General features: G+C 66.0%; 15 protein-coding genes. 7 read left to right on the top strand and 8 right to left on the bottom strand.

Annotation, left to right across the window (positions count from 1 at the left end):
- Window positions 1-10: 10 nt before the first annotated feature.
- From O6Y00_RS15920 to O6Y00_RS15910, 3 genes are all read right to left on the bottom strand, one after another.
- The gene (locus O6Y00_RS15920; protein ID WP_353443567.1) at window positions 11-526 is read right to left on the bottom strand and encodes an RNA polymerase sigma factor; all 516 of its coding nucleotides are present in this window, start codon (window positions 524-526) and stop codon (window positions 11-13) included.
- A 136-nt stretch (window positions 527-662) separates the two neighbouring features.
- Complete coding sequence (locus O6Y00_RS15915) at window positions 663-2,051, bottom strand: hypothetical protein (RefSeq protein ID WP_353443566.1); 1,389 nt, start codon at window positions 2,049-2,051, stop codon at window positions 663-665.
- 160 nt (window positions 2,052-2,211) lie between these two features.
- Window positions 2,212-3,303 carry a GNAT family N-acetyltransferase gene (locus tag O6Y00_RS15910; protein WP_353443564.1) on the bottom strand — a complete coding sequence of 364 codons (1,092 nt, stop codon included), beginning with the start codon at window positions 3,301-3,303 and terminating at the stop codon, window positions 2,212-2,214.
- Window positions 3,304-3,463: 160 nt separating this feature from the next.
- Between O6Y00_RS15910 and O6Y00_RS15905 the strand changes: the two genes are divergently transcribed.
- Window positions 3,464-3,922, top strand: coding sequence for a DUF2721 domain-containing protein (locus O6Y00_RS15905; protein WP_353443563.1), 459 nt, complete (start codon window positions 3,464-3,466; stop codon window positions 3,920-3,922).
- Window positions 3,919-4,308 carry a DUF4345 domain-containing protein gene (locus tag O6Y00_RS15900; RefSeq protein WP_353443562.1) on the top strand — a complete coding sequence of 130 codons (390 nt, stop codon included), beginning with the start codon at window positions 3,919-3,921 and terminating at the stop codon, window positions 4,306-4,308. The genes O6Y00_RS15905 and O6Y00_RS15900 overlap by 4 nt, the downstream gene beginning before the upstream one ends.
- Before the next feature lie 138 nt (window positions 4,309-4,446).
- Here O6Y00_RS15900 and O6Y00_RS15895 read toward each other — a convergent pair whose 3' ends face one another.
- Window positions 4,447-6,027, bottom strand: coding sequence for an amidase (locus tag O6Y00_RS15895; RefSeq protein WP_353443561.1), 1,581 nt, complete (start codon window positions 6,025-6,027; stop codon window positions 4,447-4,449).
- 119 nt (window positions 6,028-6,146) lie between these two features.
- Between O6Y00_RS15895 and O6Y00_RS15890 the strand changes: the two genes are divergently transcribed.
- On the top strand, window positions 6,147-7,310 hold the full coding sequence (locus O6Y00_RS15890) for an MBL fold metallo-hydrolase (RefSeq protein WP_353443664.1): 1,164 nt from the start codon (window positions 6,147-6,149) through the stop codon (window positions 7,308-7,310).
- A 326-nt stretch (window positions 7,311-7,636) separates the two neighbouring features.
- Here the strand turns inward: O6Y00_RS15890 and O6Y00_RS15885 are convergent, their stop codons facing one another.
- Together O6Y00_RS15885 and O6Y00_RS15880 are read right to left on the bottom strand one after the other, a co-directional pair.
- Entirely contained in the window at window positions 7,637-8,023 is a 387-nt protein-coding gene (locus O6Y00_RS15885; protein WP_353443560.1) for a VOC family protein, read from the bottom strand.
- 175 nt (window positions 8,024-8,198) lie between these two features.
- On the bottom strand, window positions 8,199-9,029 hold the full coding sequence (locus O6Y00_RS15880; RefSeq protein WP_056065556.1) for a ferredoxin--NADP reductase: 831 nt from the start codon (window positions 9,027-9,029) through the stop codon (window positions 8,199-8,201).
- 280 nt (window positions 9,030-9,309) lie between these two features.
- Here O6Y00_RS15880 and uvrB point away from each other — a divergent pair, with 280 nt between their 5' ends.
- From uvrB to O6Y00_RS15865, 3 genes are all read left to right on the top strand, one after another.
- The gene (gene uvrB / locus O6Y00_RS15875; RefSeq protein ID WP_056065553.1) at window positions 9,310-11,508 is read left to right on the top strand and encodes an excinuclease ABC subunit UvrB; all 2,199 of its coding nucleotides are present in this window, start codon (window positions 9,310-9,312) and stop codon (window positions 11,506-11,508) included.
- A gap of 80 nt (window positions 11,509-11,588) precedes the next feature.
- Window positions 11,589-11,843 (top strand): type II toxin-antitoxin system HicA family toxin, encoded by a 255-nt coding sequence (locus O6Y00_RS15870; RefSeq protein ID WP_353443559.1) that lies wholly within the window; start codon window positions 11,589-11,591, stop codon window positions 11,841-11,843.
- The gene (locus tag O6Y00_RS15865; protein WP_353443558.1) at window positions 11,840-12,073 is read left to right on the top strand and encodes a type II toxin-antitoxin system HicB family antitoxin; all 234 of its coding nucleotides are present in this window, start codon (window positions 11,840-11,842) and stop codon (window positions 12,071-12,073) included. The genes O6Y00_RS15870 and O6Y00_RS15865 overlap by 4 nt, the downstream gene beginning before the upstream one ends.
- Here the strand turns inward: O6Y00_RS15865 and O6Y00_RS15860 are convergent.
- Window positions 12,070-12,447: a PRC-barrel domain-containing protein gene (locus O6Y00_RS15860; RefSeq protein WP_353443557.1), complete on the bottom strand. Its 378-nt coding sequence runs from the start codon at window positions 12,445-12,447 to the stop codon at window positions 12,070-12,072. The two genes, O6Y00_RS15865 and O6Y00_RS15860, sit on opposite strands and share 4 nt — an antisense overlap.
- Window positions 12,448-12,508: 61 nt before the next feature.
- Between O6Y00_RS15860 and O6Y00_RS15855 the strand changes: the two genes are divergently transcribed.
- Window positions 12,509-13,141, top strand: a complete 633-nt coding sequence (locus tag O6Y00_RS15855; protein WP_353443556.1) for a hypothetical protein — start codon at window positions 12,509-12,511, stop codon at window positions 13,139-13,141.
- 786 nt (window positions 13,142-13,927) lie between these two features.
- Here the strand turns inward: O6Y00_RS15855 and O6Y00_RS15850 are convergent.
- Complete coding sequence (locus tag O6Y00_RS15850) at window positions 13,928-14,422, bottom strand: DUF2501 domain-containing protein (protein ID WP_353443555.1); 495 nt, start codon at window positions 14,420-14,422, stop codon at window positions 13,928-13,930.
- Between the last annotated feature and the right edge of the window lie 47 nt (window positions 14,423-14,469).

Here is a 14,469-nt window from a genome sequence, read left to right as displayed (position 1 = left end):
CCTTATCGCCTTATCCCGCATCGAACTGCCGCTTCGCGTCGATCATCGCCCGATACGCCTTGCGCAGGTCGCCCTCGACCGTGCTCAGGCCGATCCCAAATTCCGCGGCGATCGCGCGCTGCTCGATCCCGTCGATCCGGTGCCGGCGAAAGATCCGCGCCGCCCGCTCGCCGACCGCCTGCAGCGCCGCCTCGGCCAGCGCCGCCTGCTGGCGCGCGATCACGACGCGTTCGGCGGACGGCGCCTCGGATTGCTCCGGCGATGCTGCTCCCGTCGCCTGCGTCCACTCCCGGTCGCGCTTGTCCGCCTGGCGCACCGCGCGGTGCCGATCGAGCATCAAATTGTTCGCCATCCGGTACAGATACGACAAGGGCGACGCGATCGGTCCGGTCGGGGCCGACTGGATCCGCACCCAGAGTTCCTGCACCAGATCCTCCGCCGCATCACCCGCGCCGAGCGAGCGGAGGAACCGCAGCAGCGTATCGCGGTTCGCGAGGAAAACGGCCTCTAGGCCCGAGGAGTCCATGATATGCCCGTGTCGAATAGGCCGCTAGTCGGCGCGCGTCGGCACCGTGATCCGGGCGGGGCGTACAGCGCTTGGCGAAAAGACACAATCGACCCGCCAGCTTCTCGGCTGGCCGGGCTCCACACGGCGCCCGGCTTCACTGGTGCAGCAGGGTCCATCCCGGCGGCAGGTAGTCCGTCGACATGTAATAGTAGAACAGGCACGTCCCGTCGCTGCGATAGGTGCCACCCTTGACAATGCCGAGCGCAGTCGTGCCCTCGAACACCGGCGCGCCGCTGTCGCCGGACTTGCAGGTCGGCCCCTCCACCGCGACCCAGGTCGCCAGGCAGGCACCGCCGCACAGATCGCCGGCAGGCGCGAAATCGACCATCGCCACGACGGCGCAACTATAGCCGGTCCGTTCGCCCCGGTGGCATACGAAGTCGCCTGCGCGGGTACTCGTCCGATAGCGCCAGGTGACGACCGGGCGGACGAGCGTCTTGGCGGTATCCGCGTAGAACAACGGCGCCAGCGGCATGCGGCCCTGGTCCGGCGTTAGATTGACCTGGACGTCCTGATAGCCCCAGCCCCATTGGCCGACGAAATCGATCGGCACGTCGCGACCCTTCCGATCGGCATGGAGCGGATCGACATACGCCCGGTCGACATAGGACAAGCTGTCGGGGCAGTGCGCCGCGGTGGCGATCCCGGTGCGCATCCCGTCCGACACCACGAACCCCGTCGTGCAGGCATAGCGCCTGCCGTCGACCGTTCCGACGACACGGCCGCCACCCTTAATAACCCCATTCTCGACAAGTCCGGTTTCGACAAGGCCGTTCTCGACAAGGCCGTTCTCGACAGGCCCGCCCTCGATCGGCCCGCTCCGAACGGCGGCGCCAGCGTCGACCTGCGCCATGTCGCCCGAAGGACGATCGACCAGATCGATCCGTACGGGGACCCCGGTCATCGCGGCGATCCGGTCGTGCAACGCGCCGTCCCGGTCGAGCGACGAATCGGCGTTGGCGATCACGACGACCAGTTCGCCGGTGCGCTGGTCCAGCCCCATTCCCGGTGGATGCGGCAAGGATGCGCGGATCGTCGCCTGATGGGCCGCGATCTGCGCCAGGATCGCCTCGCGCGTCGCCGTGGCGCCGGTGCGAAAGACGATCGGCACGATCATGCCACCCGCCACGATCGTCCGATCGGGCACCGGGTCGCTGCCGGTCAGCAGCACGACGATGCGGTAGGCCGGCTGGTGCTCGGCCGCGATCCCCGCCCAGCGATCCTTGAAGGTTTCGCGCAACGCATCGGTCGTCACCACGCTCTCGCCCTGCGCGCGCAGGCGGCGCAACGCCTCGTCGAAGGGGACGCCGAACCGGCGGGCATATTCCGCGGCGTCCTGCATCAGCGCATCGACCGGCAATTGCACATGCTCGACGTCGAGGGCCGCCGGCACCGCGGCATTCGGCGCAACCTGTGCCGCCGCATGCCCCCCAGACAGGGCCAGCCCCGCCCCCATCACCAACCGAACCCAGGTCCTCGACATGTCCGACGCAATCCCCGCGATCCAAACCGGCCTGATAGCGGGACGATCTGAACGCTTGCTGTCGATAGCGGGCCGGATGCCTCGCCGCCATCGTGGTCTTGGCGGCCTGCGCCGTCAGGTCGCAAGGTCGGCATCGAGATGGTCGACCGGGCCGGTCGGATCACCGACCGCTACGGCGCCAAACCCAGCCGAATGCGCGTCCGGCCAGCGCCGGCAGGCCGGGGCGAAACACCAGCCAGTCCCGGATCGGCGCATCGACATGCGCGCCGATCACCTGTTTGTAGCCGCTATCCCCAGCCCCCCAATCGACGCGGCGCACGCCCTGCGCGACGGCCGCGACCAGATTGCGCCAGTAGAGCAGCTTGCCGGGCGAGTGCTTGGCGAAGCGCGGATCATAACTGTTGGCGATCGCGTAGCGCAGGTCGCCGGTATCGATGTCGAACGAGAAGGCGGCGGGCGCGCCGTCGACGCGGAGCAGCGCGCCGCGGAACATGTCCGCCAGCACGGGATCCGCGACCGCGGCTTGCCAGAAGGCGAGGTGACCGTCGGTCGTGAACTTCATGTCGGTGCGGTTCGTGGCGTGTGCGATCCAGCTCGATTGCTCGATCGCACCGAGATCGGCGAACGCCGCGGGCCAGTCGTCGCGCGCCAGGAACCGCCACTCGAGCGCGCCATGTTCGGCCAGATGCTTTTCGTGGAAGCGGTTCTTGCGCAACGTCGACGGGCGCGGCCACGGCTCGCCGCCCGCGCCCGCGCGCCCGGCATCGACTGGCGGCATGTCGAGCGCCCAGTTTTCGCCGACCAGCCGGTCGATCGCGACCCAGCCCTGCGCCCGCGCTGCGGCGATCAGGGCCCTGGCGGCGGGATCGCCGTCGTGGACCGGACCGATGCGAAGCCCGTTCACGTGGCTGGCGAGCGTCGCCAGCGCGATCTTCATCGTCGCATCGCTCGCCCCCAGCGCAAGGCCGAAGCTGCGGAACGGCCAGTAGCAGCCCGGGATCTGCGCCATGCCGAACACCGACGGCCCGAACCGAACGAAGGGTAAGGTCAGCATCGGCGCCTCGTCCTCGACGACGACCAGCGTCCGCGCATCGCCGCCATATGCCGCGAGCGCTGCCGCGTACCAGCCGAAACGCAGAAAGCGATGCCCCGGCGGTCCCTGGTCGGCGACGGTATCGATCACCGCGGCGAGCCCCTCGACCACGTCGCCGCGCACGGCTGGTGGCAAGCGGATGAAATCGGCCAGGAGCATCGGCTTCGACATACGCCCCGATAGCAAGCCGATCGTTACCAGCGCGTGTTGTTTCGATGAAACGACACGACAATCGGACCATTCCGCAGCATCGCGATAGGGCGCAATGATCCCGCGCCGTCATCTGGTTATCGTCGTCGTTTCGCACCATGGTGACCCGATGCCGACGATTCCCGCCATTTCGACGATCGCTCAGACGATACAGCTCTCGCTTGCGCCCGTGTTCATGCTCGCGGGCATCGGCCAGTTGCTCAACGTGCTGGCCGGGCGGCTGTCGCGGGTGATCGACCGCGCGCGCAAACTGGAGCAGTTGCACCCCAATTTCTCGGCCGCCGATCGGACCCGCTACGGCTGGGAGCTGCGGTTGCTCGACCGGCGAATGACGATCATCAACGCGGCGCTGTTCCTGGCGGTGTCGAGCGCGATCATGACCTGCGTGCTGATCGCGCTGCTGTTCATCGCCGAACTCGCCAAGCTGCATTTCGGCACGGCGGTCGCGCTCTGCTTCATTCTCGCGATGATCCTGCTGATCGCCGCGCTGGTGTCGTTCATTTTCGAGGTCCGGATGTCGTTGCGGGCCTTCCGGATCCGGCCGGAATTGCTGAGGGACCTGCCATGATCGAGAAACGCGTACTGCAGGCGGTGGTCGCGGTCGCGTGCCTGTTGCCGCTGATCGTCGGCGGCCAGGGCGTGCTGCACGGCCCCGCACCGTTCGGTCATCTCGCCGAGGTGCCGCGCGATCTGGACAGCCATTTCCGGTATATCTCGGGGATCTTCTTCGCGACCGGGTTGGGCTTCGTGAGCTGCATTCCGGCTATCGAGCGCAAGGGACCGCGGTTCCGGCTGCTCGGCGGGCTGATCTTCGTCGGGGGAGTGTCGCGCGGGATTTCGTTACTGGCGGTGGGCGTGCCGTCGCAGGGCCACGTGCTGGGACTGGTCATGGAGACGGTGGTCGTGCCGCTGCTGATGCTCTGGCAGTGGAATTTCGCGAAGCGGGCGCTCTGAACCCACAATCCTCCCCCGCCAGGGGGAGGTGGCTGGCACTTGCCAGACGGAGGGGGAGGAAAGGGAAACCGCCGTTCCGTGTCCTCCCCCTCCGTCGCCTTCGGCGCCACCTCCCCCTTGCGGGGGAGGATCGTTCGGTTAGCGGGCTCCTTCTAGGCCAGGACCAACCTCTGCAGTTGGAAGATACCGCGGCGCGACCCGCGCCTTCGCCCGCTGCTCATACGCATAGCCCGCGCTCAGGACCGCCGCGTCTGCATACTTCGTCGCGATGAACGACAGCCCGACCGGCAGGCCACGAACCAGCCCCATCGGCACGGTCAGGTTCGGATAGCCCGCCACCGCCGGCAGTTCGCTCGAACTCGGGCCACCGTATTGATCGCCGTACACCGGTTCGCTGAGCCACGCCGGACCATAGGTCGGCTCGACCAGCACTGTCGCGCCCGCCGCCTTGAGCATTGCGTCGATCCCCTCCGCGCCCGCCAGCCGCAGCGATTTGGCGCGCGCTGCCTTGTACGCCGGATCGTTCAACCCCTTAGTCTTCGCCGCAGCCTCGAACGTCTCCTGCGCGAAGAACGGCATTTCCGTGCCTGCGTTGGCCGTGTTGAACGCGATCACCTGATCGAGCGTCCGCGTGCGAACCGCGCCCGGCGTCGTCGCCAGATACGTGTCGAGATCGGCCTTCAGCTCGGTCTGGAGCACGAGCAGTTCCGCCTCGCCGAGCCCGTCCAGCTTGGGCTGCTTCACCTCGACCAGCACCGCGCCCGCAGCCTTCAGCACATCAAGCGAGGCCTGGTATTTCGCTGCAAGGTCCGCGGTCATCTCAGGCCGGATCACGCCGATGCGCAGACCCGACAGCGCGCTGGTCGACAGCCCCGCCGCATAGTCGCGCTTGTAAGCCCCTGCCCCCGCGGTCGCGGCATCAGCAGGATCGGCCGCGATCATCGCCGAGAACAGCGTCGCGACATCGCGGACGCTGCGCGCCATCGGCCCCGGCGTATCCTGGCTGTGGCTGATCGGCACGACATGCGTGCGGCTCACGAGGCCCAACGTCGGCTTCAACCCGACCAGCCCGTTAAGCGACGACGGACACACCACCGAGCCATCGGTTTCCGTGCCGATCGCCGCCGCCGCGAAGCTCGCCGCGATCGCCGCGCCCGAGCCGCTCGACGATCCGCACGCGGTCCGGTCGAGCGCGTAGGGATTCTTGACCAAGCCGCCGACCGCACTCCACCCGCTCATCGACCGAGTCGAGCGGATGTTCGCCCATTCGCTGAGGTTGGTCTTCCCGAGGATCACCGCCCCCGCCGCGCGGAGTTGCGCGACCACGGGTGCGTCGCGACGCGTGAGATTGTCCTTCAGCGCGAGGCTGCCCGCAGTGGTCGGCATCGCGTCGGCGGTCTCGACATTGTCCTTGATCAGCACCGGCACGCCGTGGAGCGGACCACGAATGCGCCCGGCCTTGCGCTCGGCGTCGAGCGCCTTGGCCTGCGCCAGCGCGTCGGGGTTGAGCGCGATGACGGCGCGTAAAGTCGGCCCCTTGCGGTCCATCGCGGCGATCCGCGCGAGATAGGCGCGGACGAGGTCGACGCTGCTCGCCTTGCCGGACGTCATCGCCGCCTGGAGCTGATCGATCGACTGTTCCTCGACCGCAACCGTCTTTGCGCTGGCGACGGCTGGAACGGCGGTTGCGAGCAATAGCCCGATGATAACCTTACGCATTTTGCGAATCCCCTTTGGCGCGAGGCTATCGGGGTTGCGGGCCTGCGCCAAGCGGTCTGAACGATGCTCGACACGATGCGTTACGGATCGGCAACGGATAGGGGAATGGCGTGCGTCTCGTGTTGAAGATCGTCGGGGGCGTCGTGCTGCTGGCGGTCGTGGTCGTCGCGCTAGCGGTGACGATCGTCCCGCGCTTCCTCGACCGCATCTACTACCGCGGACCGGCGAGCGGCCATTTCGATGGTGCGCACTTCGCCAATCCCGACAACGACGCCGACACGCAGCAGATCCAGCCGGCCAGCGGTGGTCGCGCGAGTTTCTTCTGGCACTATTTCACCGGCAGCGATGGGCGGCCTGCGTGGCCCAAGTCGGTCGCGGTGAACCGGGTCGCACCACCCGCCCGCGTCGAGGGCGAGCGGATGGTCGTGACCTGGGTCGGTCATGCCAGCGTGCTGATTCAGACGCAGGGGCTCAACATCCTCACCGACCCGGTCTGGGCGGAGAAGGCGGGGCCGCTCGGCACGGGCCCTAGTCGTGTCGCCGAGCCGGGGATCGCGTTCGATGCGCTTCCCAGGATCGACCTCGTACTGGTCAGCCACAATCACTACGACCATCTCGACAAGGCGACGCTGAAGCGGCTGTGGGATCGCGATCGGCCGCGCATCGTCACGAGCTTGGGCAACGACAGCGTGATAGGCCAGACCGGGGCGCAGGCGACTGCGCTCGACTGGGGGCAGCGGGTGGCGATCAAGCCGGGCGTCGATGTCGTCGTGACGCGCAACCATCATTGGGGCAGCCGCTGGTTCACCGATCGCAATCGCGCGCTGTGGTCGAGCTTCGTCGTGACGCTGCCGGGCGGGAACGTGTTCTTTGCGGGCGATACCGGGATGGGCGACGGCCAGTGGCCGGTCGAGGCGGCGGCGCTGGGGCCGATCCGGCTGGCGCTGATCCCGATCGGCGCGTTCCGGTTCGTCGACGGGCAGATGGAATCGGGGAGCCATATCGGGCCGGTCGATGCGGTCGAGGTCTATCGCCGGCTGGGCGCAGCGCACGCGATCCCGATCCACTGGGGGACGTTCCGGCTGTCCTTCGAGGGGTATGATACGCCGCCAAAGCTGCTGGCGGCGGCGATGCGGTGCACGGGGCAGACGGGATTCGAGCCGGTTGCGATCGGGCGGCCGGTGGAGGTTGCGCGGTATGTAAAGCCGGTGACGGTAACGCCGATGGCTCGGGCGGCGTTGCTCAAGTGTCTCGATACGCGGCAGGTTCGCGCGTTGCGCTAAATTGTTCGGCACCCCGGAGAAGTTCGGTGGCTATCCCCTTCGACCGAGTAAACCTGTTTGCCCGCGAAGGCGGGGACCCAGACTGGGCTCCCGCCTTCGCGGGAGAACAAGGAGAGAAAGAAGAAACGCCGGCCCCCCATCCGACCACCCCGGCGAAGGCCGGGGCCCAATTGGGGAAGGCTGCTAAGGGTAGACAGCGCCTCGTTACTGCCACCTTTCCAATTGGGCCCCGGCCTTCGCCGGGGTGGTATTTAAGTCGGTAGTGCCTGAGATGATACGATACCGCCGCAGTTGCCGGCGCGGTGATGCTCACTCGCGCCCGCACCTCACCCCATCTTGAAGACACAGAGCTTGTTGCCGTCCGGATCGCGGAAATAGGCGCCGTAGAAGCCCATTTCTTCGGGTCCACGCGTGCCGGCAGCGCCTTCGTCCGCTGCACCCAGTTCGATCGCCTTGGCGTAGACTTGGTCGACCTGCTCGCGCGAATCAGCCGCCAGCGCGACCATCGTACCGTTGCCCGCGGTTGCGGCCGCACCGTCATAGGGCTTGCCGATCACGAGCATCGGCTTGTCGGGGCCCGCGCCGTAGAAGGTCAGTTGGCGTGCGTCGGGCATCTGCATAAGGCGCTTGCCGCCAACCGTCGCGAACAGCGCATCGTAGAACGCCAGTGCGGCGTCGATGTCGTTGGTGCCGAGCGTCGCGTAACCGATCATGGGTCTCTCCTGTTTGGTGGAGAGGCCTATCAACGGGTTCGGCGGCGGAGACAATCCGCCTTTACCGTTCCCCCGCGAACGCGGGGGTCCAGGCCCGCACCCTCCCGGAGTTCGGCGCAGACGAGTCCCTGGGCCCCCGCGTGCGCGGGGGAACAGCTAGCGTTGCGATCGTGGATTAACCGACGAAAGCGCGCTCGATCACGAACGTACCCGGCTTCGAATTCGCGCCCTCCTCGAAGCCCTGCGCCTCGAGCATCACCGCGAACTCCTTGATCATCTCGGTCGAGCCGCACAGCATCGCGCGATCGGTTTCGGGGTTGAGCTTCTGCTCGCCGCGGACCGGATGGCCGAACAGCGACGCGTCCTCGATCAGCGCGCCGATCCGTCGCGTGGTGCGGAACGGCTCGCGCGTCACGGTCGGGATGTAGTGGAACTGCGTCTGCGCTTCGTCGGCGATCAGCGGATCCTCTGCCAGCAGCCCGACCATCTCATCGTGATAGGCGAGATCGCTCACGCGCCGCACGCTGTGCACGACGATCACCTGCTCATACGCCGCATAGACGTCGGGATCGCGCATCAGGCTGAGGAACGGCGCGAGGCCGGTACCGGTCGAGAACATGAACAGGCGCTTCCCCGGCAGCAGCGCGTCGAGCACCAAAGTGCCCGTCGGCTTCTTGCCGAGATACACCTCGTCGCCGGGCTGGATCAGCTGGAGCTTCGAGGTCAGCGGGCCGTCCTCGACCTTGATCGACAGGAACTCCAGCTCCTCCGAATAATGCGGGGACGCGATCGAATAGGCGCGCATGATCGGCTTGCCGCCTTCCTGCGGAAGACCGATCATCACGAACTCGCCCGAGCGGAAGCGGAAGGTCGACGGGCGCTCGATCGCGAAGCTGAACAGATGTTCGTTCCAGTGACGCACCCACAGCACCTTGGCGTTGAGGAACGCGGGGGTCTCGGGGATCAGCGCGGGCGCGCGGGTTGCTTCGACGGTCGGGGCGGTCATGCGTCTATTCCTTGGCCTGCGCGCGGGCGCTGGCGGATCGATGGCTTGCGAAACGGTCGCATTATGGGCGTGAGCCGGACGGGTCAACAACAGCTAAACTTGGCCTGCCACAAACCACCGCCTCGCATCTCCCCGTTCTCCTGCGAACGCAGGAGCCCAGGGTAACGCGCGGCGTCCCTCAGTAACCCTAGGCTCCTGCGTTCGCAGGAGAACGGAGATGGCTATTACGGTGATCACTGGCCGTTGCCGACTCAGGCCATGTTCCCCATATTCCCCCTCGATGGCCATTCAGATCCGCACCAGCCTCGCCGAGCCCGAAACCGGCGAAAGCTTCGTCCCGCACCGCCCGACCGCGCGCCCCGACAAGGTCGAGGGCGGCAAGCGGTTCAACCTCGTCAGCGAGTACGAACCCGCGGGCGACCAGCCCACCGCGATCGCCGAACTCGTCTCCGCGATCGGCGACGGCGAGAAGGATCAGGTGCTACTCGGCGTCACCGGCTCGGGCAAGACCTTCACGATGGCCAGCGTCATCAACCGCGTCCAGCGGCCCGCGCTGATCCTTGCGCCAAACAAGATCCTGGCCGCGCAGCTGTATGGCGAGATGAAATCGTTCTTCCCCGACAATGCGGTCGAATATTTCGTCAGCTATTACGATTATTACCAGCCCGAGGCGTATGTCGCGCGCTCCGACACGTACATCGAGAAGGAATCGTCGACCAACGAGTCGATCGATCGGATGCGGCATTCGGCGACGCGCGCGCTGCTCGAACGCGACGACGTGATCATCGTCGCGTCGGTGTCGTGCCTGTACGGCATCGGCTCGGTCGAGACCTATTCGGCGATGATCTTCGACCTGAAGAAGGGCACGACGGTCGACCAGCGCGAGATCGTGCGCAAACTCGTCGCGCTCCAGTACAAGCGCAACGACGCGGCGTTCCAGCGCGGCAATTTCCGCGTGAAGGGCGATACGCTCGAGATCTTCCCGTCGCATTACGAGGACAGCGCGTGGCGCATCTCGTTCTTCGGCGACGATATCGAGGAGATCATCGAGTTCGATCCGCTGACTGGCAAGAAGGTCGCGTCGCTGAACTCGGTGCGCGTGTACGCGAACTCGCATTACGTGACGCCCGGCCCGACGCTCAAACAGGCGGGCGAGGCGATCAAGCACGAGCTGGCCGAGCGGCTGAAGGAGCTGGTGCTGGAGGGCAAGCTACTGGAGGCGCAGCGGCTTGAACAGCGGACGAACTTCGATCTCGAGATGATCGCCGCGACTGGCTCCTGCGCCGGGATCGAGAATTACAGCCGCTTCCTCACCGGCCGCATGCCGGGCGAGCCGCCGCCCACGCTGTTCGAATATCTCCCCGACAACGCTTTACTGTTCGTCGATGAGAGCCACGTCACGATCGGTCAGATCAACGGTATGTCGCGCGGCGATCATCGTCGCAAACTGACGCTCGCGGAGTACGGCTTCCGCCTGCCGAGCGCGATCGACAACCGGCCGCTGCGTTTCAACGAATGGGATGCGATGCGCCCGCCGACGACCTATGTCTCGGCGACCCCCGGCAGTTGGGAGATGGAGCAGACCGGCGGCGTGTTCGCCGAACAGGTCATCCGCCCGACCGGGCTGATCGATCCACCGGTCGAGATCAAGCCGGTCGAGGAGCAGGTCCAGGACCTGATCGTTGAGGTCGGCAAGACCACGGCGCTTGGCTATCGCACGCTGGTCACCACGCTGACCAAGCGGATGGCGGAGGATCTGACCGAATATATGCACGAGGCGGGCATCAAAGTCCGCTACATGCACAGCGACGTCGAGACGCTGGAACGCATCGAACTTATCAGAGATCTCCGTCTGGGCGTGTACGACGTCCTGATCGGCATCAACCTGCTGCGTGAGGGGCTCGATATACCCGAATGCGGGCTGGTCGCGATCCTCGACGCGGACAAGGAGGGCTTCCTGCGCTCGGAAACGTCGCTGATCCAGACGATCGGTCGCGCCGCGCGCAACGTCGACGGCCGCGTGATCCTGTACGCCGACCGCGTCACCGGATCGATGGAGCGCGCGATGAACGAGACGTCGCGCCGTCGCGAGAAACAGGTCGCGTACAATACCGAACACGGCATCACCCCGACGACGATCCGCCGCAACATCGGCGACATCATCGCACACGTCGCGAGCCAGGATCAGGTGACGATCCCGATCGACGAAGACCGCCCGCACATGGTCGGCCACAACCTGCGCGCGTATATCGAGGATCTCGAGAAGCAGATGCGCAAGGCCGCGAGCGATCTCGAGTTCGAGACCGCCGGGCGATTGCGCGACGAGATCCGTCAGTTGGAGAACGAGGAGTTGGGGCTGCCGGTGGATCAGCAGAAGGCGCCGGTCATGGGACGCTCGAACGAGGGCAAGCCCGGCACGCGAAAGACACGCTACGGCAAGAGCCAGAAGATGCGGATGGGGGGCTCGCGGTCGCGGTAAATCGAAGTACGACAATTTAACGTACGGCGCTCAATGCCTCGTCTAGGTTGCTCCATGGCTTTGCCGAGATGGAGAGACAGATGACCCAGATCGCCAAGCTTTACGCCTGGATACTTGCAAACCCTCGCGCTTCGATTTCTTTTCGTGATTTTCAACGGTTGATCGAGGCTTTTGGCTTTGTTCTCGATCGGACCACGGGGAGCCATCATCTGTATAAGCACGAGGCCGTGCCTTTTCCTGTCAGCGTGCAACCACGCGGCAAGGACGCGAAGAGCTACCAGATCAGCCAGTTTGTCGCTATATGTGCGAAATATCAGCTGAGTCTGGACCGATGATGCAGCCCCATTATCACATTAATGTCTTTTGGTACCCGAACGACGAGTGCTGGGTCGCCGACATACCGGATCTGAAGGCATGTTCGGCCTTCGGCGATACGCCCGAGGAGGCGGTTGCCGAGGTCCGGATGGCGATGGCTGGATGGATCGAGACGGCGCGGGATAATGGTCTTGAAATACCAGTCCCCGCATATCGTCCCGACCCTTACGCCATCGCCCGCGCGGCTTAGCCGACGACGAGGTCTTCGCTGGTCGACCCGTAATAGCTTGCGACACGGTCGGCATAGGCCTGGTCGAACACCGGCGCGTTGTTCGCCCAGCTCGGGCCGCCTTCGAGGACGCGCTTGTCGATCGTGACGACGTAGAGATCGCGGACCGCGTCGAACTGGAGGAGCGCGAACGGCAGCGGGTAGAAGCTCTTGCCCATGCCGAGGAAGCCGCCGAGGCTGAGGACGGCGTGGGTGACGCGGCCGGTGCCCTTGTGGACCATGAACGCGTGGACCGAACCGACATTGTCGCCGTCGCGGCTCTCGACCTTCATCGTGCCGGAGATGTTCGACTGGACGAGCAGCTGGGTGGGCGTCTGGGCGGCGGTATCGGACATGGACGTTCTCCTGATTTCTTCCGTCGTTGAACCGGTATCACCGTGCGGCGGTTCCCGGCCGGTGCGCTTCGTCGTACTTGAGCGACCGCCGGGCGTGCCGCATAGCGATGCGATGCGCACTCCGTCCCCTCACCTCGTCGGCTTGCGATCGCTTGCCCGCCCTCTCGTCCTCACGCGGCTTGCCGGTCTGGCGACGCTCGCGTCGATCGCGGGCTGCGTGCCGCCACCGCGGGCCGAAGCGCCACCCCCGCCGCGCACCGTTGCCCCGGCCCCCGCCCCGGAGCCGCGTCCGGCACCGATTGCTGCCGACTGGCGCGACTGGCCGTATTCGCCGGGGACTTGGGTCTATCGCCGCGATGCGCGCGGCTCGATCGCCTTGTTCGGGCCAGCCAATGCCGACGCCTCGCTGACGGTGCGCTGCGACACCGCGGCGCGCCAGGTCTATCTGTCGCGCGCAGGCAGTACGCCGACGCCGCTGACGATCCGCACGTCGAGCGTGACGCGCGCCGTGTCCGTACAACCGACCGGAGGCACGCCGCCCTATGTCGCGGCTGCGCTGATGCCGAACGATTCGTTGCTGGAGGCGATGGGGTTCAGTCGTGGGCGGTTCGTCGTCCAGCAAGCCGGACTGCCGCCACTGGTGGTGCCCGCCTGGGCCGAGATCGAGCGCGTCACCGAGGATTGCCGCGGCTGATTTCGACGAACCGACAGTCGCACAGGATTGACCGAAAACTTCCGTAAAACAAGGCTTGTATCGCAGCCGCGGTCGGCACACATTGGCGTTGCGGTCAGGCTTGGCCGCGTTGTTTCAACAAGCGAAAGGAGGTGATCCGATGTCTCATGGTTCAGCAGTGAGTTCGGTTCGGTTCGTTCGGGGGACGCACCGCTAACGCCGCCGACATGCGTGGGGAGTATCCTCTCCCAGTCAACGCGTGTGTCATAGGATAGGCGGTACGCATGGTCCTCCGGGCTGGAGCTCTCCGGCCGCTGACCATGTCAGGAGGCTGTCGGTTCGTCGGGAGACGACCCGGCAGCCTCTTTTCGTTTGTGCGGTGTGGGGTTGGAGGTGGTGGTCGACCCAGGGGCCGTTTAAGACCTTGCGCGAGCTAATGATGACCAGCGTCGTCAAAGCCCCCTCGCTGCGCCTAGCTGACGATATTGGCAGGCACGGGCGAGCGGGTGCTCGCTTTCCCTCCCCACCGGTCATTTCCTGTGTTTCGCTTTACGGTCGAGGACGAGGCAATCAAACGTGCATAGGGCCAACGCTGAAGCAGCCGAAGCGTCACAAGTGCGCACCCCGCCTGCGCCGTCATCCTGACGAAAGTCAGGATCCAGGGTCGCAAAGGGCTGCATTCGGTTACTCTGGATCCTGACTTTCGTCAGGATGACGGGACGTCAGCGGGACCGAGTGGGCTGCTGATGCAGGCAGCTCGACCTGCTACGCGTGTTGCCGCCCCCCGCCCTTGGTCCGTAACTGCCCCTACAGGAACGACTTCGCCCGATTGAGGACGATGCTGCACATCCGCGTCTTCACCTGCCCGCCGAGATCGTCGAGCGAAAACGCCTGCCCGTTCGGCGCCTGCACTTCGCCTTCCTGTCCCGCGGCATAGCCCGGCGACGTCTGCACACCCTGACGTCCGGTCAGACGCTGGAGAATCGATTGCGCGCCAGTCGCCGGAGCTCTCGTGGTGCTGCCCGCTCGCAGCGCGTTCCGCCCACCGGTCAGCGCGCCAAGCGCACCACCCTGCCCGAGCAGATTGTTCTTCAGGCAATAGCCGAGCAGGCCGGCGGCGTTACCGGCGCCGATCGATCCGACGCTCGGCAATGCGCCACCCAGCAGGCCGCCAAGCCCACCAAGTCCACCCAGGCCGCCAAGACCATTTTGCGTCGACGCCGATTCCCGTGCGCTGGTCTGGGCCGATGCGGAGGTCGCGAGAGCGAACGCTGCGACGAGGGTGATTGCGGTCTTGGGCATTATGAGCGTGCTCCGAAAAGGTCGTATTACCAACAGGGCTGGCCGGG

This window comes from Sphingomonas faeni (genome assembly GCF_040407565.1).
Lineage (GTDB): Bacteria > Pseudomonadota > Alphaproteobacteria > Sphingomonadales > Sphingomonadaceae > Sphingomonas > Sphingomonas faeni_F.
Note: the sequence above shows the minus strand (reverse complement) of the source record. Positions and strands in the feature narration are given on the sequence as shown.

Coding starts and splice junctions, on each gene's coding strand:
- O6Y00_RS15920 (WP_353443567.1), bottom strand. CDS start 526: ATGGACTCCTCGGGCCTAGAGGCCGTTTTCCTCGCGAACCGCGATACG.
- O6Y00_RS15915 (WP_353443566.1), bottom strand. CDS start 2,051: ATGTCGAGGACCTGGGTTCGGTTGGTGATGGGGGCGGGGCTGGCCCTG.
- O6Y00_RS15910 (WP_353443564.1), bottom strand. CDS start 3,303: ATGCTCCTGGCCGATTTCATCCGCTTGCCACCAGCCGTGCGCGGCGAC.
- O6Y00_RS15905 (WP_353443563.1), top strand. CDS start 3,464: ATGCCGACGATTCCCGCCATTTCGACGATCGCTCAGACGATACAGCTC.
- O6Y00_RS15900 (WP_353443562.1), top strand. CDS start 3,919: ATGATCGAGAAACGCGTACTGCAGGCGGTGGTCGCGGTCGCGTGCCTG.
- O6Y00_RS15895 (WP_353443561.1), bottom strand. CDS start 6,027: ATGCGTAAGGTTATCATCGGGCTATTGCTCGCAACCGCCGTTCCAGCC.
- O6Y00_RS15885 (WP_353443560.1), bottom strand. CDS start 8,023: ATGATCGGTTACGCGACGCTCGGCACCAACGACATCGACGCCGCACTG.
- O6Y00_RS15880 (WP_056065556.1), bottom strand. CDS start 9,029: ATGACCGCCCCGACCGTCGAAGCAACCCGCGCGCCCGCGCTGATCCCC.
- uvrB (WP_056065553.1), top strand. CDS start 9,310: ATGGCCATTCAGATCCGCACCAGCCTCGCCGAGCCCGAAACCGGCGAA.
- O6Y00_RS15870 (WP_353443559.1), top strand. CDS start 11,589: ATGACCCAGATCGCCAAGCTTTACGCCTGGATACTTGCAAACCCTCGC.
- O6Y00_RS15865 (WP_353443558.1), top strand. CDS start 11,840: ATGATGCAGCCCCATTATCACATTAATGTCTTTTGGTACCCGAACGAC.
- O6Y00_RS15860 (WP_353443557.1), bottom strand. CDS start 12,447: ATGTCCGATACCGCCGCCCAGACGCCCACCCAGCTGCTCGTCCAGTCG.
- O6Y00_RS15850 (WP_353443555.1), bottom strand. CDS start 14,422: ATGCCCAAGACCGCAATCACCCTCGTCGCAGCGTTCGCTCTCGCGACC.